This is a genomic window from Gilliamella sp. Choc5-1 (genome assembly GCF_001690595.1).
Taxonomy (GTDB): domain Bacteria; phylum Pseudomonadota; class Gammaproteobacteria; order Enterobacterales; family Orbaceae; genus Gilliamella; species Gilliamella apicola_M.
Genome location: NZ_LZHH01000027.1, coordinates 1 through 21,550 on the forward strand (window position 1 = coordinate 1; position 21,550 = coordinate 21,550).

The 21,550-nt window shown below is 35.1% G+C and carries 21 protein-coding genes, 1 tRNA gene and 1 pseudogene; 6 read left to right on the forward strand and 17 right to left on the reverse strand.

Features of this window, described 5'->3' with window-relative positions; translation table 11 throughout:
• On the forward strand, positions 1 to 502 hold a 502-nt coding region (locus A9G35_RS02125; RefSeq protein ID WP_141673736.1), incomplete at its 5' end, for an IS3 family transposase.
• Here A9G35_RS02125 and rsmB read toward each other — a convergent pair.
• Together rsmB and A9G35_RS02135 are read right to left on the reverse strand one after the other, a co-directional pair.
• A complete protein-coding gene (gene rsmB, locus A9G35_RS02130; RefSeq protein WP_065635468.1) occupies positions 486 to 1,805 on the reverse strand; it encodes a 16S rRNA (cytosine(967)-C(5))-methyltransferase RsmB in 1,320 nt (439 codons plus the stop codon). The two genes, A9G35_RS02125 and rsmB, sit on opposite strands and share 17 nt — an antisense overlap.
• A 42-nt stretch (positions 1,806 to 1,847) precedes the next feature.
• Positions 1,848 to 3,191, reverse strand: a complete 1,344-nt coding sequence (locus tag A9G35_RS02135; protein WP_218057175.1) for a Na+/H+ antiporter family protein — start codon at positions 3,189 to 3,191, stop codon at positions 1,848 to 1,850.
• Between the two features lie 196 nt (positions 3,192 to 3,387).
• Here A9G35_RS02135 and aroD point away from each other — a divergent pair, with 196 nt between their 5' ends.
• Positions 3,388 to 4,152, forward strand: coding sequence for a type I 3-dehydroquinate dehydratase (aroD, locus tag A9G35_RS02140; RefSeq protein WP_065635469.1), 765 nt, complete (start codon positions 3,388 to 3,390; stop codon positions 4,150 to 4,152).
• Positions 4,153 to 4,258: 106 nt separating this feature from the next.
• Here aroD and A9G35_RS02145 read toward each other — a convergent pair.
• A tRNA-Asn gene (locus A9G35_RS02145) sits at positions 4,259 to 4,334 on the reverse strand.
• A 148-nt stretch (positions 4,335 to 4,482) separates the two neighbouring features.
• Here A9G35_RS02145 and A9G35_RS02150 point away from each other — a divergent pair.
• The gene (locus A9G35_RS02150; RefSeq protein WP_065635470.1) at positions 4,483 to 5,058 is read left to right on the forward strand and encodes a TIGR00730 family Rossman fold protein; all 576 of its coding nucleotides are present in this window, start codon (positions 4,483 to 4,485) and stop codon (positions 5,056 to 5,058) included.
• Positions 5,059 to 5,110: 52 nt separating this feature from the next.
• On the opposite strand, the gene fruA is transcribed toward A9G35_RS02150, so the two are convergent.
• The 13 genes and pseudogenes from fruA to A9G35_RS02220 form a co-directional block, all read right to left on the reverse strand.
• Entirely contained in the window at positions 5,111 to 6,811 is a 1,701-nt protein-coding gene (gene fruA / locus A9G35_RS02155) for a PTS fructose transporter subunit IIBC (RefSeq protein WP_065635471.1), read from the reverse strand.
• A gap of 9 nt (positions 6,812 to 6,820) precedes the next feature.
• The gene (gene fruK / locus A9G35_RS02160) at positions 6,821 to 7,756 is read right to left on the reverse strand and encodes a 1-phosphofructokinase (RefSeq protein ID WP_065635472.1); all 936 of its coding nucleotides are present in this window, start codon (positions 7,754 to 7,756) and stop codon (positions 6,821 to 6,823) included.
• Positions 7,757 to 8,929 (reverse strand): fused PTS fructose transporter subunit IIA/HPr protein, encoded by a 1,173-nt coding sequence (fruB, locus tag A9G35_RS02165; RefSeq protein ID WP_065635473.1) that lies wholly within the window; start codon positions 8,927 to 8,929, stop codon positions 7,757 to 7,759. It lies immediately after the preceding gene.
• 221 nt (positions 8,930 to 9,150) lie between these two features.
• Positions 9,151 to 10,155 (reverse strand): catabolite repressor/activator, encoded by a 1,005-nt coding sequence (cra, locus tag A9G35_RS02170; RefSeq protein WP_065635474.1) that lies wholly within the window; start codon positions 10,153 to 10,155, stop codon positions 9,151 to 9,153.
• Positions 10,156 to 10,279: 124 nt separating this feature from the next.
• Entirely contained in the window at positions 10,280 to 11,035 is a 756-nt protein-coding gene (locus A9G35_RS02175) for an iron ABC transporter ATP-binding protein (protein WP_065635475.1), read from the reverse strand.
• Positions 11,032 to 12,003, reverse strand: a complete 972-nt coding sequence (locus A9G35_RS02180) for an iron chelate uptake ABC transporter family permease subunit (protein ID WP_065635476.1) — start codon at positions 12,001 to 12,003, stop codon at positions 11,032 to 11,034. Before A9G35_RS02180 ends, A9G35_RS02175 begins: the two co-directional genes overlap by 4 nt.
• Positions 11,993 to 12,949: an ABC transporter permease gene (locus A9G35_RS02185; protein WP_065635493.1), complete on the reverse strand. Its 957-nt coding sequence runs from the start codon at positions 12,947 to 12,949 to the stop codon at positions 11,993 to 11,995. The genes A9G35_RS02180 and A9G35_RS02185 overlap by 11 nt, the downstream gene beginning before the upstream one ends.
• An 11-nt stretch (positions 12,950 to 12,960) precedes the next feature.
• Positions 12,961 to 13,914 (reverse strand): siderophore ABC transporter substrate-binding protein, encoded by a 954-nt coding sequence (locus tag A9G35_RS02190; RefSeq protein ID WP_141673737.1) that lies wholly within the window; start codon positions 13,912 to 13,914, stop codon positions 12,961 to 12,963.
• A gap of 212 nt (positions 13,915 to 14,126) precedes the next feature.
• Positions 14,127 to 15,581, reverse strand: a complete 1,455-nt coding sequence (gene glnG / locus A9G35_RS02195) for a nitrogen regulation protein NR(I) (protein ID WP_065635477.1) — start codon at positions 15,579 to 15,581, stop codon at positions 14,127 to 14,129.
• A gap of 11 nt (positions 15,582 to 15,592) precedes the next feature.
• Entirely contained in the window at positions 15,593 to 16,642 is a 1,050-nt protein-coding gene (gene glnL / locus A9G35_RS02200) for a nitrogen regulation protein NR(II) (RefSeq protein WP_065635478.1), read from the reverse strand.
• A 78-nt stretch (positions 16,643 to 16,720) separates the two neighbouring features.
• Complete coding sequence (gene glnA / locus A9G35_RS02205; protein ID WP_065635479.1) at positions 16,721 to 18,130, reverse strand: glutamate--ammonia ligase; 1,410 nt, start codon at positions 18,128 to 18,130, stop codon at positions 16,721 to 16,723.
• Between the two features lie 228 nt (positions 18,131 to 18,358).
• Positions 18,359 to 18,607: pseudogene (locus A9G35_RS14045) on the reverse strand (hypothetical protein); the annotation flags it as partial.
• A gap of 176 nt (positions 18,608 to 18,783) precedes the next feature.
• A complete protein-coding gene (locus A9G35_RS02220) occupies positions 18,784 to 18,987 on the reverse strand; it encodes a hypothetical protein (RefSeq protein WP_065635482.1) in 204 nt (67 codons plus the stop codon).
• A 130-nt stretch (positions 18,988 to 19,117) separates the two neighbouring features.
• Between A9G35_RS02220 and A9G35_RS02225 the strand changes: the two genes are divergently transcribed.
• From A9G35_RS02225 to gpsA, 3 genes are read left to right on the forward strand one after another with little or no spacing between them, the layout of a single operon-like run.
• Entirely contained in the window at positions 19,118 to 19,558 is a 441-nt protein-coding gene (locus tag A9G35_RS02225; RefSeq protein ID WP_065635483.1) for a rhodanese-like domain-containing protein, read from the forward strand.
• Positions 19,559 to 19,581: 23 nt separating this feature from the next.
• Positions 19,582 to 20,058: a protein-export chaperone SecB gene (gene secB, locus A9G35_RS02230; RefSeq protein ID WP_065635484.1), complete on the forward strand. Its 477-nt coding sequence runs from the start codon at positions 19,582 to 19,584 to the stop codon at positions 20,056 to 20,058.
• A 46-nt stretch (positions 20,059 to 20,104) separates the two neighbouring features.
• On the forward strand, positions 20,105 to 21,118 hold the full coding sequence (gene gpsA / locus A9G35_RS02235; RefSeq protein WP_065635485.1) for an NAD(P)H-dependent glycerol-3-phosphate dehydrogenase: 1,014 nt from the start codon (positions 20,105 to 20,107) through the stop codon (positions 21,116 to 21,118).
• Between the two features lie 23 nt (positions 21,119 to 21,141).
• Here the strand turns inward: gpsA and A9G35_RS13825 are convergent, their stop codons facing one another.
• On the reverse strand, positions 21,142 to 21,276 hold the full coding sequence (locus A9G35_RS13825; RefSeq protein WP_255305914.1) for a hypothetical protein: 135 nt from the start codon (positions 21,274 to 21,276) through the stop codon (positions 21,142 to 21,144).
• Between the last annotated feature and the right edge of the window lie 274 nt (positions 21,277 to 21,550).

Genomic DNA, 21,550 nt, shown 5'->3' on the forward strand with positions numbered 1-21,550 from the left:
TGATGTAGGTGATAAAAAACAAATTGTTGTTGCGGATTTAACCTATATTCAAGTTAAGCAACGTTGGAACTATTTATGTGTTTTAGTGAACTTATCCGATAGGCAGATTGTCGGTTACCATGTTGGCCAACATAAAACAGCAGAGCTTGTTATGTCGGCATTAAGCCAAATTAAACTGCCATTATCGAAATTAGATTTATTTCATTCAGACCGCGGTAAAGAGTTTGATAATCGGTTATTAGCGGATTGTTTTAAGACATTTAATATCACGCATTCATTAAGCAAGAAAGGATGTCCTTATGATAATGCGGTAGCGGAAGCGACATTTAAAACAATTAAAACGGAATTTGTAAAAGGCCAACGTTTTAACTCAACGGCTGAGTTACAACGCGCTTTTTCGGCTTATGCTTATTGGTATAATCATAAACGATTACATTCTTCGTTAGGCTACTTGCCTCCCGTTGAATTTAAAAAACACTTACCCCTTAATTTTTTTGTTTGAAAATGTGTTGCCATTCCAGTTTTTTTAAAACCGCATAAAAGAAACCGTCACCGCCATTTTCAGTCGGTAAAAATTGTTTCAGTTCACCTTGTAATTTGGCGCTGGTGTTTTCTTGCAAAAAACGTTCAATTTGTAATTTATTTTCGTCTGGCAGAATTGAACAAGTAGCATAAACCAAAGTACCACCCGTTTTTAGATAAGCCCATATTTTAGTTAAAATGGCGTATTGTAATTCAGTCAACTGCGCTATATCACTATCACGGCGCAACCATTTGATATCAGGATGACGACGAATAACGCCCGTTGCCGAGCAAGGTGCATCAAGTAAAATGCGATCAAACTGTTGCCCTTCACACCATCGTTCTGGGGTTAATCCATCGCCAACTTTAACTTCGGCATGTAAGTTTAATCGAGTTAAATTTTCGTGAATGCGCTTCACTCGGCTAGGCTCAATATCCACCGCTAAGACTTGCGCTTTTGAAGCTACTTCTAAAATATGTGTAGTCTTACCACCAGGTGCTGCGCACATATCTAAAATGTGTTCGCCATTTTGTGGCGCTAATAAATACGCAGCATATTGTGCTGATAGATCTTGTACTGTGACAGTGCCCTTTGCAAAATCAGGTAATTTTGCCACATTAACGGGTGTTATTAACCTAATTGCCGAAGGGATATCCGCAAAGGTTTCTGATTCTATGCCATCTTTGGTAAGTAATTGTTGGTACTCACTTACTGAGTATTGATTAAGATTTACACGCAACCACATTGGTGGTTTTTGATTATTTGCATTAACAATAGCTTGCCACTGCTTTGGATAAGCCTGTTTAAGCCGTGTTAACAACCAACTTGGGTGCAGTGTTTGCTGGTTTTGTTGTTTACTATCTTGCGTAAATTGTTGTTGTAATGATGTTTGTCGACGTAAAAACTCACGCAATACACCATTTACAACCCCCTTAAGCTGTGTTTTTTTGAGAGTATTGACCGCATTAACTGTCTCACCGACTGCCGCATGTGCTGGAATACGGGTATAAAGAATTTGGTAAATGCCTACTAACAATAGGTCATGTAAAATTCTATTTTTACCCGTTAACACTTTACTCATCAAGGTGTGAATATAAAAATTGAGTTCGGGTAATACGCGCATCACACCAAAACAGATTTCTTGCACTAATGCCTTATCTTTATCGGCTATTTTATGATTAAGTGTTGTTAAGGTGGCACTTAGTGATTGCCCCTCCTCTAACACGTTAAAAATAGCTTGTGCACAAACTGCACGAATATTTTGGTGTGATTGATTATTCATAATAATAATGACCTAAAAGACAACAATTAAATATAACGTTGATTATAAAATTAACGATCCAATCCAACCTGCAATAAATAAAGGAATATTAAAATGGGTAAATGTAGGAATGACACTATCGCGAATATGGTCATGTTGCCCATCACTATTAAGCCCTGCTGAGGTTGCCAAAATCGTATCAGATGGTGGAGAGCCCGCATCCCCAATGGCACCAGATGCACCAATTAAACAAACAGTTGCAATTGGCGAAAAACCAAGTTGAACACAAAGCGGAACATAAATTGCGGCAATAATTGGTACTGTTGAAAACGAAGATCCAATACCAAGGGTGATAATAAGCCCTATTAACATCATCATAAATGAGGCAATAACTTTATTTCCTGCAAATAAGGCGGCACTATTAATAACTAAAGGTTCAATTTCGTGAGTCTGTTTTAGCACTTCAGCAAAACCTTGCGCAGAAATCATCACAAAACCAATCATTGCCATCATTTTTATGCCATCAGTAAATACACCGTCGGCTTCACCCCACTTTATGGAGCCTGACACAATAAAACAGATAAAACCAATTAAAGCGCCTAAAATCATCGACCCCGTATAAAGTTGAATGGCAAATGAAAGAATAATCGCCAATAATGAAACAATAAGTGAACGCTTATTTACATTGTTTAATGCGTCAAGATTGGTCTGTTCATGAATAATTTTATATTCTCTTGGTTTTCGGTAACTGACAAAAATCGCCCACAATAAACCAGAAAACATACCTAATGCAGGAATAGCCATGGCGTGCATTACATTGACATGACTTACATCCATTCCTGATGTAGTAATATTTTTTAATAAAATTTGATTTAAAAAGATATTACCAAAGCCAACGGGTAAAAACATATATGGCGTAATTAGCCCAAATGTCATAATACAAGCAATCATTCGCCTATCGAGTTGTAATTTCGACATTACATATAAAAGTGGCGGAATTAAAAGCGGTATAAAAGCGATATGAATCGGAATAACATTTTGTGAAGAAATACTCACCAGTGCAATAATAATAATTAATAACCATTTAATGCGTTTTTTAGCATTATTTGTTGTTAATTGTTGTATTGCTTTATCAGCCAATAGCTCGGGTAAACCAGATTTTGATATTGCCACCGCAAAAGCGCCAAGCATGGCATAAGATAATGCAATATTAGCACCATTACTGATACCAGTATTAAAAGCATCAATCGTTTCTTTTAACGATAAATGACTAAATAAACCACCAACAAATGCACCAATAATTAAGCTAATGACCACATTAACACGGCAAAGAGACAAAATTAACATGCAAATTACCGCTATCACAACGGCATTTATTGACGAGAACAAATCAAGCATGGTATTCATAAATAGATTCTTTTTAAGAAGCAAAGTTCATTATTCTAGGCAATACATAATGAAAGTGCAATTAATAGTGTATAAGAATTAATAAATCTTATCAGATTACACACATTAACTTTATTCTATAGTTTTATTTAATACAAAACCAAAACAAGATAAAATTGACGCCTATTAACAGAATTTTTAGCTAACAAGGTATAAAATGAAAACAGTTACTATTAAACAACTTGAAATCGGTGTTGGAGCTCCCAAAATTATTGTGCCGATGGTCGGCAAAAATGAAGCAGAATTAATCGATGAAGCTCTATTTTTGCAAAAAATTGATTTTGATGTTTTAGAATGGCGAGTTGATCACTTTACCCAAGTTGATAATATTTTGGCTGTCAAACAAGTGGCTAAAAAAATAACAGATCTATTACCCAATAAACCCCTTTTATTCACCTTTAGAACGGCAAACGAAGGTGGAGTAAAAGCTTGGCCGTTATCCTCTTATATTCAATTAAATAAAGATATGGCCTGTAGTGGGCTTGTTGATCTAATTGATGTTGAAGCATTTATTGGTGATGATTATGTAAAAGATATTATTGATATTGCCCATAACAATCAGGTCTTCGTTGTAGCGTCAAACCACGATTTTGAAAAAACACCGCCAAAAAGCGAAATTATTAATCGATTAAAAAAAATGCAAGATTTAGGCGCGGATATTCCTAAAATTGCCGTTATGCCACAAACAACGGATGATGTTTTAACTTTACTTGCCGCCACCACAGAAATGAACGAAAAATATGCAATAAAACCAATTGTTACCATGTCTATGGCAGGGCTTGGGGTGATTAGTCGCATTGCAGGAACTACATTTGGTTCAGCAATGACCTTTGGGGCAGCTAAAAATGCATCAGCACCAGGACAATTGGATGTTAACCAATTACGATATATTTTAGATGCATTATATCTAAATCATCGTTGATTTTATAGAAATGATCTAAACCAGTAGCTTGGCATTTAAATATAAACAAGTGATTATTTAGGAAATAAAAAAACCTGCTATAAGCAGGTTTTAACAATTCGGTAGTTGGCTCCTCCAACAGGACTTGAACCTGTGACATACGGATTAACAGTCCGCCGTTCTACCGACTGAACTATGGAGGAACACTTAACAGGCAAAATATTAACGATCTATTACCACAATGTCAATTGATAAAATATTAAATGCAATCAATTGCTCACCTTGTAAACAAATCAAAAGCTAACTGTGCTAAAATAGCGAGCAACTAACATAACAGGTAAAATCAAATTGATGAAAAAAAATATTTGTGTTTTTTGTGGTGCAAGTGAAGGCTGTCGCCCAGAATATCGTGAGCAAGCCGAACAGTTGGGTAAAATATTAGCTCAGCAAAATAGGCGTTTAATTTATGGCGGTGGTAATAAGGGATTAATGGGCATTATTGCTAATGCGGTACTGGCTCATGGTGGCGAAGTGATTGGTATTATTCCTGAACGCTTAGTCAAAGCCGAAACTGCACACCATAGTATTACTCGCTTAGAGGTGGTGGATAATATGCATCAACGTAAAGCAAGACTGTCTGAGCTTGCCGATGGTTTTGTTGCAATGCCCGGCGGAACAGGTACGCTAGAAGAAGTTTTTGAAGTTTGGACGGGAATGCAAATCGGTTATCATGAAAAACCTGTCGCTTTGTTTAATGTTGCTGAATTTTGGCAACCTATGCTCAATTTTTTACAACATGCGGTGAATGAAGGATTTGTTCGAGATAGTTTTTATAGAACATTAATTGTTGATAATAACCCTGAAAGTATGCTTCAAAAAATGGATAACTTTATCCCTAAAGATTTGCAACGTTGGGTTAAAAAGTAGTTTACAGAATAAAAAACGCCATCATTTGATGGCATTTCTTATATTATTAATATTAAGCGACAGTTGCAGCTTCTGCTTCTGATTCAGGTTGTTTAATCAATGCATAAGCAACGCCTGCAATAACTGCACCAACAACAATAGATAATAAGTAGCCTCCTACTGGCTTAACCACACCCGGAATTGCTAAAGCAAATAAACCACCATGTGGCGTCATTAATGTTGAACCAAAGGCTAACGCCATACCACCAGTGATTGCACCACCAATAATACAACATGGAATAACGCGTAATGGATCACGAGCGGCAAACGGAATGGCCCCTTCTGAGATAAAGCATAGTCCTAATACTAATGAAGCTTTACCGCTTTCTTGCTCAGCTTTAGCAAATTTTTTGCGTGCAATAAGTGTCGCAATTCCCATTGCTAAAGGTGGAACCATTCCGCCCGCCATAACGGCTGCCATTGGGGCATAAACTTGTGCTGAAATTAGGCCTGTACCAAATGCGTATGCTACTTTATTAATTGGTCCCCCCATATCGGTGCACATCATACCTCCTAAAATAGCACCCAATATAACAGCATTAGCAGTACCCATTGAATTCAACCATCCCTTTACAAAATCCATTAACCATGCAATAGGAGTGCCAACAATAAATTGCATTACAAGACCTGTAATTAACGTTGCAAATAACGGTACGATTAAGATTGGTTTTAAGGCTTCTAACGTTTTTGGTAATGGTAAATATTTTGTTATTAGTAGCGCCAAATAACCCGCAAAATAACCAATAATAATTCCACCTAAAAAGCCGGCACCAGTCGATACTGCGAGTAATCCACCAACAAGACCGGGAGCAAGACCTGGTCTATCAGCAATAGAATAAGCAATATAACCTGAAAGCAGTGGTACCATAAGTGAGAAAGCAAGTCCTCCAATTTGAGCTAAATGCGATTCACCAATTAATTTTTGCACGCCATCAACCATTTCAAAGGAACCAAAAGCAAATGAAAGTGCAATAATCAAACCACCTGCAACCACCATTGGTAACATATAAGATACGCCAGTTAAAAGATGTTGATAAACACCTTTTTTCTCATTATTTGATTTAGTTGTTGAAGCATTAGCGTTTGGTTGATATACGGTTGCTTCTTCAAAGGCTTTATCAAATTCTTGCGCTGTTTTTTTCAGAGCAGGACCTGTTTTGGTGCGATAAAGCTTTTTACCTGCAAATTTGCTTAAATCAACATCAATATCACAAGCAGCGATAACCACATCGGCAGAAGCCACTTCTTCTGGAGTGAGTTCGTTACCAACACCAACTGAACCACGGGTTTCAACTTTACACCACCAACCGCGTTTTTTGGCTTCTTCTTCAATCGCTTCTGCTGCCATAAAGGTGTGAGCAACACCTGTTGGGCAAGCAGTAACCGCAACAATGCGTTTTACACCTGTATTATTACTTAATGTTGGCGCAATATTGTTGCTTGCTTGATAAACCTCAGCTTTATTAGGTGTATCAGTTAAAATCTGTTTTGGATTAGCAAAAAGGCGGTTTAAGTCATCAACAACATAAACTTTTTTACCAATCACCGATTTATCACTAATAGTTCCTGAACCGACGGCAATAATAACATCTGCTGACTCGGCACTTTCAACTACATTCAAATTTAATGCATTTGCCGCTAAAGTTAATTCAGCTTTAGCTAAACGTCCATTAACTGGACCTGCATTACTACCTTCAATAACATATATATTCATGAATACTCCTTATGCAGCAATTATTTCAATTTTTTCTAGCATATTATTTACAGCTTGGCGATCAGAGACCCCCACACCAGCCTGTCCAACCGATAAAGCCGCAACACTTGATGCAAATACTAAAGTATCTTTAATTGATTGTTCGGTCATTAAACCATACATTAAACCTGCAACCATTGAATCACCCGCACCAACAGTACTAACAACCTGACATTTTGGAGGTTTTGCTAACCATGCCTCATGTTTAGTAACCCATAAAGCGCCTTTACTTCCTAGCGAGATGATGACATTATCGACGCCACCATTAACTAGATCCATAGCGGCTTTTTTGACATCATCTAATGTCGGTAATTTGCGACCTACCCACATTTCAAGCTCTTTGTCATTAGGTTTGATCAACCACGGTTTTGCTTTTAAACCTGCAACTAGGGCATCTCGACTACTATCAAATACTATTTTTGGGCAAATTGCTTTAACCTGCTTCATCCACTGTGTGAATTTTTCAAGCGAAACACCTGCCGGCAAGCTACCACTAATAGCAACCATATCAATGTTTTTTAGCCATTCTAGCGAGCTGGTGACAAAATTTTGCCAATCTTGTTCGCTAATAGTGAAGCCTGAAAAGTTAAGATCGGTAACTTCGCTATTTTCTTCTGTCAATTTGACATTAATGCGTGTTCGACCTTCGACAGTTTGAAACTTATCAACTACATTTAGTGTTTTAAATAATAAATTAAAACCATCACGGTTATCTTTACCTAAAAATCCACCAACAGTTAATTGAACGTCTAAATCCGTTAAAACTTTAGCAACGTTAATACCTTTACCTGCTGCAAGTAATGCATTGGTTTGAACTAAATTAACATCGCCAAGCTCAACTTTAGGGCAAAAACCCAAAAGGTCATAAGCAGGATTTAAGGTGATTGTTGCAATACGATAAGTCATTTAAACTCCCTCACCTAAACCACTTTCAATTGCTTTACCTATTGCATCAAGCACTTGCTGCGCATCATCACCAACAGCGGTAAACTGTAATCGACTGCCTTTTTTAGCGCCTAGTGCAACAATTTTCATTAAGCTAGTTGCACTTACTGGCTCACCCTTGCCGTCTAAATTAGCAACCGTTACTTTACTGTTGAATTCTTTAACAAGTTTAACTAAAACAGATGATGGGCGTGTATGTAAGCCGTTTTCGTTAGGAACAATAAATTCACAAGTAAGCGCACCATTATTAGTACTAGCTTGTGAAACAGTATTCTCTGTAAGCGCTTGTTGTTCAGCAACAAGTAGATTAATAAGTTTATCAGCATTAGCTGAAACTAATTGTTCTAAATTTTGATTGAAAACTAAAGAGGCAATATTGTTGACAACACCTGAAATAGAATCATCAATAGCAGACATTGTAATAAGTAATTTAACTGGATTACCATCTTCACTCAAATTGCTTGTTGTACGGCTAATAGCAATAGCATTTTTTACATTACCAGTTTTGCTATCATTTAACCAAACACCTTGACCAAGATAATTAGGTTTGTTGTCTAACACATCGGTAATAAAAGTTGTATTTACCGCATTTTGTTGTTTTAAACGTGAGGCATTTAATGCTTGTAGCATAGCTAAACTATCGGCAGGAATATCAAGTAGCAATGATGATGAATCAACAACAAATTGACTATCTTCGGCACTTGTTTTACCCGTTAAAATAGCAATAGCTTCGTCGGCAGTTTTAATTGCTTTAATTCGTTCCTCTACTCCATCTGCACTAAGCACATGAGTTAATTGTCGAAGCAACTCTAAATGTTCGTCAGAACTCGCTGCAATACCGATGGCAAGATAGGCCTTTTCACCATCGTCTCCCCACTCAACACCATTCGGGAAACAAAATACTTGCACGCCCGTTTTTTTAACTAAATGGCGAGTTTTGGTTGTACCATGAGGAATAGCAATGCCTATCCCCAAATAAGTAGCTGCTTGAGATTCTCGTTCAAGCATGCCTTCGACATAACCTTGTTCAACAAATCCTACACTAGTTAAGGCTGCAGCAATTTTTTTTATTGCTTCAGTTTTATTAGCGGCTTGTTCATTTAAATGAATGTTTTCTTTAACTAAATGAAACATATAATAAATACCTCTGGGTTAAAATGTTGGGTCGTTTAAAATGACTCAGCAAATATAAATCCTTGAATTAACATTATTGAATCGTTTCAGCAATAATGAATAGATTAACATTAATAATCCAATAACTTATAACTATTAATAAAGAATATGTGATCTAGATCTTATTTTTATCTAAATTGTTTTAAAAGTAATATTACTTTTTATACCTATCAAAAATAATATTAACGACTTAAGCTACCTCGATAGATCAATCGTCTTGGAATTATTGTTGTGCCCGATTGGTAATTATTGTTATGCAGATAGTTTAAAAACAGTTTTATTGTTACATCGGCAACTTCTTTATGATCTTGTGAAAGTGATATAACTTTACATGGTAAAAAATCTAACAATTCATTATCTCCAAAGGTAGCAATAGTTAAACTCTCGGGTAAGTGCCCAAATTTTCTTAAAATTGCATCAATGCTCCCCTGTAATAAAGAAAAAGAGGTAGTAAATATGCCATTAGGCAATTCATGACTTTCTAGCCATTGACTAAAGGCTAAATCAGCATCTCGTCGACTATAGTTATTTGCATATAAAAAATCAACTTTATTACAATTGTCAAGTTTGATATCTTTAAAACCATCTAAACGAAGTTGACTAACAGATAAGTTTGGTAAGGCTCCTATATAAACCACTGAATCTTGTACAAAGTTATTAAATGCTTGAGCAAGTGATTTAGAATCTTGTTTATCTGCACCTACAATATTTCTAAATTTAGAGATGGATAATATTCGATCAAGTGCAAATAATGGAATCTTTTCGTTTTGCCAGTCATCATAAAAAAAATAATCTTGAGCAAAAACAAACGAAGAAGAAACAATTAAGGCATCTACGCGACGCTGCTGAAGGTGTTTGACACACTCTCTTTCGACTTGTGGATTATCTTCGGAACATGCAATTAGTAATTGATATCCTTCCTTTCTTACCAATTGTTCTAAATAATTAGCTATGCGAGTGTAACTGTTGTTTTCTAAATCAGGAATAATAATGCCTATAGTACGGGTTTTACCGGCTCTAAGCCCTGCTGCAACTGCATTAGGTTGGTAATTGTGCTCTTTTACCACCGACATGACTTTTTCGATTGTTTTGTCACTAACACGGTATTTTTTGGCTTTTCCATTAATCACATAACTGGCCGTCGTCCTTGATACACCGGCTAAAAGTGCTATTTCCTGTAATTTCATTATAATTATCTCAACAAAAATATTGCCAATTATTTAACATGGTTAGAAATAAATAGTAAACAATAATTTTTATTTACTTAATTAAACACTTGTAACTTTTTACTATTAATTTCCATTGTATTTGTTAATAGTAAATAGCAATATTTTGATTGTGGATATTTTCAATTTTTACTGGAGTATCGAATATATCTTCTAAAATATTAGCTTTCATAATCTGCTGAGGATTGCCTTGATATACCAGTTCACCATTTTTCATGGCTAAAATATAGTCTGAGTATACAGACGCAAAGTTGATGTCATGGATAACAATCATAATTGTTTTATCAAGCTCATCAGCTGCGCGGCGTAATTGTTTCATCATGGCAACAGCATGTTTCATATCGAGGTTATTGAGCGGTTCGTCAAGTAATACATATTCCGTATCTTGACATAATACCATAGCAACGTAAGCGCGTTGTCGTTGGCCACCTGAAAGCTCATCTAAAAAACGGTCTTTATATTGCGTAAGATCTAAAAACTCAAGGGCTCGATGAATGTGCTCGTAATCATCGACAGTTAAGCACCCTTTGCTATAAGGGTAACGACCAAATCCGACTAATTCAAAAACCGTTAATCTGCTGGTAAAACGATTTTCTTGTCTTAATACCGATAAATAGGTCGCTAGCTTATCGCTTGGCGTACTGACAACATCCATATTTTGAATTTTAACTTGCCCTTCATCAGCAACTAAAAGTCGACTTATGATTGACAATAATGTCGATTTACCTGCCCCATTTGGACCAATAATAGCTGTAATACCACCTTTTGAAATCGTCGCATTGACATTTTTTAATACAGGTATTGTTTGATAGTTTTTACTAATATTATCAATTTCTATCACATCGGAACCTTTTTCAATAATAAGAAGATAAACAATAAGCCACCTATAAATTCGATCACAATCGATAATGCACCAATCATATTTAGCACCCGTTCTAAGAATATTTGCCCACCAATAAGAAATATCACCCCCAACAAAAAAGCAGTAGGAAGTAAAAAACGGTGTTGGCTTGATCCACTAATACTATAAGCTAAATTAGCAATTAAAAGCCCTAAAAAAGTAAATGGTCCAACTAATGCGGTTGATATCGAAACCAAAACAGACACAAGCAATAAAATAACGGTAACACTTTTTTGGTAATCAATGCCTAGATTTATAGCATTATCACGCCCTAACGCCAGAACATCAAACTGATATCGCATTCGCCATAAAAACAAACCAATGATACAAGCAATGATTAATGAGAAGATAATTAACATCGGTTCGGCACGGGTAAAGGTAGCAAAAATTCGGCTTTGCAATATTGCAAACTCGGAAGGCGTCATTAAACGCTGTAATAAATTAGAAAAACTACGGAATAATGTGCCTAAAATAATACCGATTAATAATACTAAATGTAAGTTTTGCTTGAGCTTAGTAAATAAACCTCGATATAAAAATAGTGAAAATAAAATTAATAAAAGTGATTCAAATATAAATCGACCAATAATACCAATATAGGTAATACCTTGTTCATCAATACAGAAGATCACAACAGTTTGAATAAGCACAAACAGCGATTCAAACCCCATAATGGAAGGAGTTAATATCCGATTGTTGGTAACGGTTTGGAAAAGTAATGTTGATGTTGCTGCCGAAAAGGCAACTAAAATCATTGTTAGTATAATCCAAGTTCGATGCTTCAAAATATAGTTAATATTGCCTTTAAGACCAATTGTCATAAAGCAAACTACACAAATTGATGCAATAATAAATAATAAAAGAACTCTTTTTTGACTTGAAATATGACGGTTTTGATTAATTAACATGACGTTTTCGACTCAACAATATTAAAAAAATAATAGCGCCAACTACGCCAAGAATAACACTCACGGGGATCTCAAAAGGATAGCGAATTACACGCCCAATAATATCGCAAATTAAAACTAATCCACTACCAAACAAACAGATCCATGGCATGGTTTTACGAACATTGTCTCCAAATAATAAACTAACAATAGTTGGTACAATCAATCCTAAAAATGGTAAAACTCCAACAACTACAACGACAATACCGCCAATTAATGCAATAACAATAAGCCCTGTAAACATAACACGACGATAGTTAAGCCCTACATTAATAGAAAAATCACGCCCCAAGCCAACTACAGTAAACTGATCCGCACACCAACAAGCAAGTAATGTCAAACCACCCACCAACCATAATAATTCGTAACGGCCTTTTAAAATAGCTGAAAAATCACCTGATTCCCAACCACCAAGTGATTGTAATAAATCAAAATACATGGCAAAAAATGTAGTAATAGCGCTAATAACTGCACCTAACATAATGCCAATAAGAGGTACCATTATTGCTGACTTTAAAATAATCTTTCGAGAAATCGCCATAAATATCATTGTGCCAATCATAGCAAATAGGCTAGCAACAACCATTTTAGTCATAACACTAGCGCCAGGAGCTAAAACCATCATAACTAATAAGCCAAGACTAGCCGATTGAGTAGTGCCAACTAAAGAGGGTTCAACAAATCGATTTTGTGTTAATAATTGCATAATCAAACCTGCAACACTCATGGCGCTACCAGCTAACAATAAGGCAACAGTTCTAGGAATACGGGTTACAAAAAAAATCTCACGCATATTGCTATCTGACCATAAATCAAATAGTGTCACATGCCCTGCACCAATAAATAAACTTATTGCAGTCATGATCAATAAAATGAACATGCCTGCAATAAAATAAAATGATTTAATCATGTTTTACATTAATGTGCTGGTTCACTTTGCAAAGCGGCATCTATTTGGTCCATCAAATGGCTATAGGTTTGGATACCACCAGCAATATACATGGAAGAAGAATCTAAATAAACGATATGGTTTTGTTGCCATGCCGCAGTTTTTCGGATCAATTCATTGTCAAGTACTTGTTGTGCAGACTGAGCTTCTTTATTACCAATTGCATTATCTCTATCTAACACAAATATCCACTGCGGATTAACACTCAAAATAAATTCAGAGGTAACGGCATTACCATGACGACCAGCTTCTTGGAAAGTGGTTGCAGGCTGAAAACCAAGTACATCAAACACAAAACCAAAACGAGATTTTGAACCATAAGCCGACATTTTACCGCCATTAACCATAATCACAAGTGCTGTGCCAGCCGTAGTTGTCTTAGTTTTCAATTGTTCGATTTTTTGATTAAAATCGGCAATAAGTTTCTTAGCTTCATTTTGTTTATTGAAGATTGAGCCTAATTGTTCTGTTCTTTGAGTTAAACTACTTAAAAAATTATTTGGGTCAATATCTAAAGAAATCGTCGGAGCAATATCATTCAATTTTTTATAAGCATCAGTAGCGCGACCTCCAGCAACAATAACATCTGGTTGAATTGAACTTAAAACTTCATAATTAGGCTCAAATAAAGTGCCCACATTAGTGTAGTCTTTGCGCTCATATTTAGATAAAAAAGTTGGATAATGTACATCTGATTGAGGCAATGCTGTCACAGGAATATTTAATGCGTCCATGATATCAAGTGTTGCAGTATTAAAAACAACAACTTTTTTAGGATTTTCAGGCACATCGGTTTTACCTTGAGCATGTTCAATGGTAAGTGTATTTGCAGAAGTTTGCTGTTCTTTTTTATTGTCACATCCAACCAAAACAAGCAAAACAGCAAGCAAAACTAAAAATTTCACTTTGATATATGAATACATTGTAACTCCTAATTATCAACCAAATAAAAAACAAAAAACGATAATTATAATAATTATCATTTACATTAAGATTGTAACCAAAAAATTTGCTCTATTCAATGCACTTTAACTATTTAAAAATTTAATATGTGATAAAAGATAGATTAAATAGCACTCAAATGAATGGATTAAAAAGCTATCGATTTGTTCGATAGCATAATTAATATTGGTGATTAAGAGTGTTTAGTGGGATCAACCGATAAATCTTTAAGTTTTCGCGTTAATGTATTGCGTCCCCAACCTAATAGGTGAGCCGCATCTTGTTTATGGCCTCGAGTAAAATTAAGCGCATTTTTTAATAAGATACATTCAATATCATGTATCACTTCAGTCAAAATGCCCGTTTTCCCACTCATAAGGGCTTGCTTTGCCCATTGTTCAAATAATTGTTTCCAATCGGCTTGTTGTTGTGATAATCGGTTAGTAGTTAATGCTGAATATTCATTTTTATCAATCATTTTAGTTGTTGATAATTGCAACAATTCTGGCGGTAAATCTTGAACAAGAACTTCTTTATTTGAAGACATTACCGTAATCCATCGACAAGTATTTTCAAGTTGGCGAACATTACCTGGCCAATTAAATCGACATAAAACATCTAATGCCTCGGAGCTTAATATTTTACTTTCTACGCCAAGTTCTTTTGCAGTGGTATGCAAAAAGTGCTCGGCAAGTTTTGGAATATCTTGCGCCCTATCTCTTAAAGGCGGAAGTAATATACGAATAACATTTAAACGGTGAAATAAGTCTTCTCTAAATTTACCTTCTCTAACTCTTGCTTCTAAATCTTGATGTGTAGCTGCAATAATTCGCACATCAACTTTAACCGGAGAATAGCCACCAATACGGTAAAACTGCCCATCAGCAAGCACCCTTAATAATCTGGTTTGAACATCAAGTGGCATATCACCAATTTCATCGAGGAATAATGTACCACCATTAGCTTGTTCAAACCGTCCGTGCCTAATTTGAGCAGCGCCTGTAAATGCGCCTTTTTCATGCCCAAAAAGTTCAGCTTCAATCAGCTCTTTAGGAATTGCAGCCATATTTAACGCAATAAAAGGGGATTGAGAACGTGGGCTGTGGGTATGTAATGCTTTAGCAACTAACTCTTTACCCGTGCCTGATTCACCATTGATAAGTACACTAATTGATGATTTAGATAATCGTCCAATAATACGAAATACCTCTTGCATTGAAGGGGCTTCACCAATAATGCCGGTCGATGCTTTACTTGTTGTATTATTATTGGTTTTATTACTTTGAGTTTGTGAAATCGCACGTTCAACCAATTGAATAACTTCGTCCACATCAAAAGGTTTTGGGATATAATCATAAGCACCTTTTTGATAGGCATTTACTGCTGCATCTAGATCAGAATGGGCAGTCATAATAATAACCGGTAAATGAGGCAACTTTTCTTTAACATAATGAAGTAATGTTAAGCCATCAAGTCCCGGCATTTTGATATCAGAAATTAATACTGCTGGTTTTTGTACATATGTATCTAATGCATCAATAACTTGTTGACCACTCTCAAAACTAACACAGTTAAAATGAGCATTAGTTAATGCTTTTTCTAATACCCAGCGAATTGAACTATCATCATCAACAATCCAAACATTCATTTTAATTTACCTCACTGCTTAATTGGCAGATAGACAGAAAAAATCGTATGCCCAGGCCAACTATTAAATTCGATTTTACCGTGATGTTGATCAACAATATTGTGTGCAATTGAAAGCCCAATACCTGTACCACCTTCATAGCCACTCACCATAGGGTAAAATAAGGTATCTTGTATATGTACAGGCACTCCTGGACCTGTATCTTCAATATCAATACGAGCACATAAGCGGTAACGCTGCCCGTGTAAAGTAACCTGAAAAGCTGTTCTTGTCCTAATTGTAATTGTGCCAGAATTAGAACCAATGGCCTGTAAAGCATTACGAACAATATTTAAAATCACTTGCTCTACTTGTTCAGAGTCATGAATAAAATCCGGTAAACTTGGGTCATAATCACGAAAAATTTCAATATTGATTGGCTTTTCTAAACACAGCAAAGCATAAGTGCGCTCTATTGCTTGATGGATACTTTGCTCTTTTTGTTGCAAGCGTTGTTGTGGTCCTAATAATCTATCGACAAGATTTCGTAATCTGTCTGCCTGTTCAATAATGATTTTTGTATAATCTTGTAATTCATTTTTAGGTAATTCGCGTGATAATAGCTGAGCGGCGCCTCGAAGCCCTCCTAGAGGATTTTTTATTTCATGAGCAAGCCCTCGAACTAATTCACGAGCTGCATTTTGTTGAGCTTGTTGCAGTTGTTCTTGACTAAGGCGTTTATGATTATTCAATGGAACCATCTCAATTAAAATGCGGCCATTACCTAATAGTTGAGCGGTCAACGATAAAATATGCAATTCATTATTAATAACTAAATTCACTTCATTATCGGTAAAACCTTGATTTTGTTCTAATGCACTCAGCATTAAATTAATATCTAATGAAAAATAGCTTAATAAATCGGGGAAATAACTTTCTAGTAGCTTTTTGTTGCTTTGCGCTAATAACTGTTGCGCTGCAGTATTGGCATAAAGAATATTGAGTTTTTTATCAAGTAATAAAATACTTGTGAGCATTGAATCGAGAACAAGATTAGCATCAGATTCATTAGTAAATGTCATCGTCGGTTTTCCGTCCTGATTTAGAAACCACCGCTCGTTAGCGGTGGTTTGGTGATTTAAATTTATTGTAAAAATAACTTATAAACTATAGTACATTTCAAACTCAACTGGGTGCGGTGTCATACGTACACGATCAACATCTTGACGTTTTAAATCAATATAAGCATCAATAGTGTCGTTAGTAAATACGTTACCACGAGTTAAAAATTCACGATCTGCATCTAATGCGTTAAGAGCTTCCTCTAGTGAGCCTGCAACTTGTGGGATTAATTTAGATTCTTCTGGTGGTAAGTCATATAAGTTTTTATCCATTGCATCACCAGGGTGAATTTTATTGATAATACCATCTAAACCAGCCATTAACTGTGCGGCAAAAGATAAGTATGGATTACCTGCTGGATCTGGGAAGCGAACTTCAATACGACGAGCTTTAGGGCTAGTTACAACAGGAATACGAATTGATGCAGAACGGTTACGCGCTGAGTAAGCAAGCATAACTGGCGCTTCATAGCCTGGTACTAAACGTTTATAAGAGTTAGTAGCAGGGTTAGTAAATGCATTAATTGCTTTAGCGTGTTTAATAATACCGCCAATATAGAATAATGCCATTTCAGAAAGACCTGCATATTTATCACCAGCAAATAAATTTATACCATCTTTTGCCAATGATTGGTGACAGTGCATACCTGAACCATTGTCCCCAAACATTGGTTTAGGCATAAATGTTGCTGTTTTACCGTAAGCGTGTGCAACATTTTGTACGACATATTTATAGATTTGTACTTCGTCAGCTTTTTTAGTTAACGTATTAAAACGGCATGCAATTTCGTTTTGACCTGCGGTTGCTACTTCGTGGTGATGTGCCTCAATCACTAAGCCAAGTTGCTCCATAATTAAACACATTTCAGAACGGATATCTTGTGATGAATCAACTGGAGGAAGTGGAAAATAACCGCCTTTCACACCAGGACGATGTCCTTTGTTGCCTTCTTCATATTTTGTACCTGAATTCCAAGCGGCTTCAATATCATCAATATGCACAAAGCTACCTGACATTGGCGAACCAAAACGGACATCATCAAACAAAAAAAACTCTGGCTCAGGCCCAAAAATAACGGTATCAGCAATACCTGATGATTTTAAAAACTCTTCAGCACGTTTAGCAATTGAACGAGGATCACGATCATACCCTTGCAGTGTTGCTGGTTCTAATACATCACAACGTAGATTTAATGTTGCATCTTCAAAAAATGGATCAATTACCACAGTTGAAGGATCTGGCATTAATACCATATCTGATTCATTGATCCCTTTCCAACCTGCAATAGACGAACCATCAAACATTTTACCTTCTTCAAAGAAATCATCATCAATTTGATTAACAGGGATTGTCACATGTTGCTCTTTACCTTTAGTATCAGTAAAACGTAAATCAACAAATTTTACATCATTTTCTTTAATCAATTTTAAAACTTTTTGTATAGACATGTAGCTTCTCCATTAAGGACAAATAATAATTGTTCAGTTTAAAAGGCTTTGTTGCCAGATTATTAGATAATATGCAAATATGATGCCAATTTTTAAACTCTATTTTTTTAGTGGCTTTACAAGCAGCCATAGTAACATAAATATCACAATTGCACCAAAATAAAGCAACAAGTACCAAAATAGTGCACCGAAATAGTCATATAAAAAATTAAACCCAATTTTTATGCTCTATATATCTTCTCGCAGTGCTTCAATGCTCAAATGAAAAGTTATTTTATTCCAGCCATGCTCAATCGTTTCTTCTGAACTAAACACCACGTGATACAGCATATGATCTTTAGGATTTACAAAAGATGTAGAAGGATAAACATCCGTACTCCAATAACAGCAAATTAATTTAAGTTCACCTATTCCCATGGTGTTAGCTAAATACTGATGTGCTTGTTTTGCATATTTACCCTCAATTTTATAAATAACTTTAAGAGGTTTTCATTGTTCTTTATCATTTTGCATACAATCATTATATTTAAAGAAATCGGGCGCATCTGCATCAAATTCACGCAAAAAATCACGACAAGTCAAATCGGGATCATAGTCATAATGCGGGAAATATTCTGAATGTTTGATTTTTACGTTACGAAGTTTTGTTCTCTTTAACTCAGAAATTTGTTTATTAAAATATGTTCAGCATAAGCTTGATGATAATCACCATTTTCTAAATAATAATTAGCTAATAAAGATTTGTCTTCAATAGTTTGAGAATTAAATTTATTAAATTCATAAGAATCATCAGCAAACACCGGAGAAATAATGGAAAATACAACACAAACCCAAAAGATAAATTGTTTCAATCTCATTAACCTATCCCTTAAAATTAAATAAATATTTTTTATAAAATAGCAAGATTTTCTTATTGGTGCTGTATTTCAGTGCATAATATCGTTATAATCTCACCTTATATTGAAATGACTAGGTAATCATACAAGTATGGAATTTATTACACTCGAAATTATACCTTTTGTAAAAAACCATCTTTTACTTTCATTAGGTTGGATAGTTTTATTTATTGCAATCATTGTATTAACCATTAAAGGAAAACTATCTAAAGTTAAAATTATTAATAATGCGCAAGCTATCCAGATGATTAATAAGCAAGATGCCGTTATTATCGATATTCGTTCAGCCGATAGTTTTAAAAAAGGGCATGTCACAGATTCTTACAATGTTTTACCTATCGATATTAAAAATACCAGTGCAAAAACAATTGAAAAGTTTAAAGAAAACATTGTTATTTTAATTGATGAGAATGGGTTATCATCAACAAGTATAGGGGAAATACTTGTCAAACAAGGTTTTTCAAATGTCTTTGTTTTAAAAGACGGCATCGCTGGATGGAACGGCGAAAATTTACCATTAGTTAGAAAATAATATTATAAAAATAAGGTTTTATTATGACAGAACAAAACAATACACAACAACCAGAAACACAATTTGCTATTCAACGTATTTATACTAAAGATGTTTCATTCGAAACTAACAATATTCCTGAAATTTTTACCAAACAATGGCAGCCAGAATTAAATATTGAGTTAAACTCATCTTCACAAACATTAAGTGAAAATGTTTGCGAAGTTGCGCTACGTGTCACTTTAACCGCAAAACAACAAGATGAAGTTGTGTATATTTGTGAAGTAACTCAAGCAGGTATTTTTTCACTTATCGGATTTGACGACGCCCAAATACAACATTGTGTTGGCGCTTACTGCCCAAATATTTTGTTTCCTTACGCGCGTGAAGTTATTTCAAGTTTAGTTAACAAAGGAACATTCCCACAAGTAAATTTAGAGCCAGTAAATTTTGAAGCGTTATTTATTAATTATCTTCAGCAACAGCAACAACAAGCTGAATCAACTGAAACATTACAATAATAATTATTGTATTTTAGTTAAGTAACGATAAGTTTATTGGGATATTATGAAAAAAAATGCTGCAGTTACAGTAATTGGCGCAGGCTCCTATGGGACTGCTTTAGCTATTTTACTAGCAAGAAATGGTCATTCCACTTTATTATGGGGACATAACCCAGATAAAATGACCATTTTGCAGCATGATAGGCAAAATAAACAATTTTTACCCGATATTTCTTTTCCAGATTTATTACAAATTGAAAGCGATTTAAAAACAGCGGTTTCAGCTGCCCCTGTTTTACTTATCGTGGTACCAAGCCACGCTTTTGCAAGCACACTAACGCAAATCAAACCTTTTTTGCGTAAAGATACTAAGATAGTTTGGGCAACAAAAGGACTAGAAGTTGATACAGGTCGATTATTACAAGATGTCGCAAAGGAGATTTTGGGCAATAAGATTCCATTAGCGGTTATTTCAGGACCAACTTTTGCTAAAGAAGTCGCATCAGGATTACCAACAGCGGTAACTGTCGCATCAACTAATGAGCATTTTTTAAATCAACTGCAAACTTTGTTTCATTGTAGTAAAAGCTTTCGTGTTTATAGCAGCAAAGATTTTATTGGTGTGCAACTTGGTGGTGCAATTAAAAATGTTATCGCTATTGGCGCAGGATTGTCTGATGGTCTTGGTTTTGGCGCCAATGCTAGAACAGCATTAATTACCCGTGGACTTGCTGAAATTATGCGATTAGGCGAGGTATTAGGTGCAGATCCTGCAACTTTTATGGGAATGGCTGGACTTGGTGATCTTGTTTTAACTTGCACAGATAATCAATCCCGTAATCGCCGTTTTGGTATTTTACTTGGTCAAAATAAATCAATCCAAGAGGCCCAAGATGCTATTGCACAAGTTATTGAGGGGCGTAATAATACTAAAGAAGTCTGGTTGCTAGCCCAAAAATATCATGTTGATATGCCAATAACTGAACAAATTTATCAAGTTCTTTATGAAAACAAAGAACCTAAGCAAGCTGCAATGGCATTACTTGGACGTTCACAAAAAGAAGAACTAAAAAGCTAGTTTTTATACTCAAACAGCCACATTTATGAAATTTTTATAAAAATCATATAAATAGCCAAAATGTCGTAACCAATATACATATCTAATACAGCTAATCCAATCTTTTTAAATAATGTAATTTGCTTATCATTTTCACAACATAAAGTAGGCTCTTTCATATCTGTAAGAGTTCCTGTGTTATTTATGGCCATTTAAGTAACTACTGCAATAAACATAATAGACTAAAAACTAGTAGTATAATTTTCAACGTAAGATGGTATTTACTATGTTGAATTTACATAATTATTTATTTTATAGATTATATTTTTGTAAAAAATATTCAGGACTCTATACCGTTTGAGATAAAAAGCAAAAACAAAAGCTTGTGTAATTTTGAGAAAATACCTAATTCTTTTTAGTAGATTATTTAATTATCCATTTAAATAAATCATT

What these genes read in the sequence shown, in the direction of transcription:
- gpsA (WP_065635485.1), top strand. Translation starts at nt 20,105, where the DNA reads ATGAAAAAAAATGCTGCAGTTACAGTAATTGGCGCAGGCTCCTATGGG.
- A9G35_RS02135 (WP_218057175.1), bottom strand. Translation starts at nt 3,191, where the DNA reads ATGAATACCATGCTTGATTTGTTCTCGTCAATAAATGCCGTTGTGATA.
- A9G35_RS13825 (WP_255305914.1), bottom strand. Translation starts at nt 21,276, where the DNA reads ATGAAAGAGCCTACTTTATGTTGTGAAAATGATAAGCAAATTACATTA.
- aroD (WP_065635469.1), top strand. Translation starts at nt 3,388, where the DNA reads ATGAAAACAGTTACTATTAAACAACTTGAAATCGGTGTTGGAGCTCCC.
- glnG (WP_065635477.1), bottom strand. Translation starts at nt 15,581, where the DNA reads ATGAATGTTTGGATTGTTGATGATGATAGTTCAATTCGCTGGGTATTA.
- secB (WP_065635484.1), top strand. Translation starts at nt 19,582, where the DNA reads ATGACAGAACAAAACAATACACAACAACCAGAAACACAATTTGCTATT.
- fruB (WP_065635473.1), bottom strand. Translation starts at nt 8,929, where the DNA reads ATGTTTCATTTAGTTAAAGAAAACATTCATTTAAATGAACAAGCCGCT.
- glnA (WP_065635479.1), bottom strand. Translation starts at nt 18,130, where the DNA reads ATGTCTATACAAAAAGTTTTAAAATTGATTAAAGAAAATGATGTAAAA.
- A9G35_RS02190 (WP_141673737.1), bottom strand. Translation starts at nt 13,914, where the DNA reads ATGTATTCATATATCAAAGTGAAATTTTTAGTTTTGCTTGCTGTTTTG.
- A9G35_RS02180 (WP_065635476.1), bottom strand. Translation starts at nt 12,003, where the DNA reads ATGTTAATTAATCAAAACCGTCATATTTCAAGTCAAAAAAGAGTTCTT.
- fruA (WP_065635471.1), bottom strand. Translation starts at nt 6,811, where the DNA reads ATGAATATATATGTTATTGAAGGTAGTAATGCAGGTCCAGTTAATGGA.
- glnL (WP_065635478.1), bottom strand. Translation starts at nt 16,642, where the DNA reads ATGACATTTACTAATGAATCTGATGCTAATCTTGTTCTCGATTCAATG.
- rsmB (WP_065635468.1), bottom strand. Translation starts at nt 1,805, where the DNA reads ATGAATAATCAATCACACCAAAATATTCGTGCAGTTTGTGCACAAGCT.
- cra (WP_065635474.1), bottom strand. Translation starts at nt 10,155, where the DNA reads ATGAAATTACAGGAAATAGCACTTTTAGCCGGTGTATCAAGGACGACG.
- A9G35_RS02225 (WP_065635483.1), top strand. Translation starts at nt 19,118, where the DNA reads ATGGAATTTATTACACTCGAAATTATACCTTTTGTAAAAAACCATCTT.
- A9G35_RS02220 (WP_065635482.1), bottom strand. Translation starts at nt 18,987, where the DNA reads ATGAGATTGAAACAATTTATCTTTTGGGTTTGTGTTGTATTTTCCATT.
- fruK (WP_065635472.1), bottom strand. Translation starts at nt 7,756, where the DNA reads ATGACTTATCGTATTGCAACAATCACCTTAAATCCTGCTTATGACCTT.
- A9G35_RS02150 (WP_065635470.1), top strand. Translation starts at nt 4,483, where the DNA reads ATGAAAAAAAATATTTGTGTTTTTTGTGGTGCAAGTGAAGGCTGTCGC.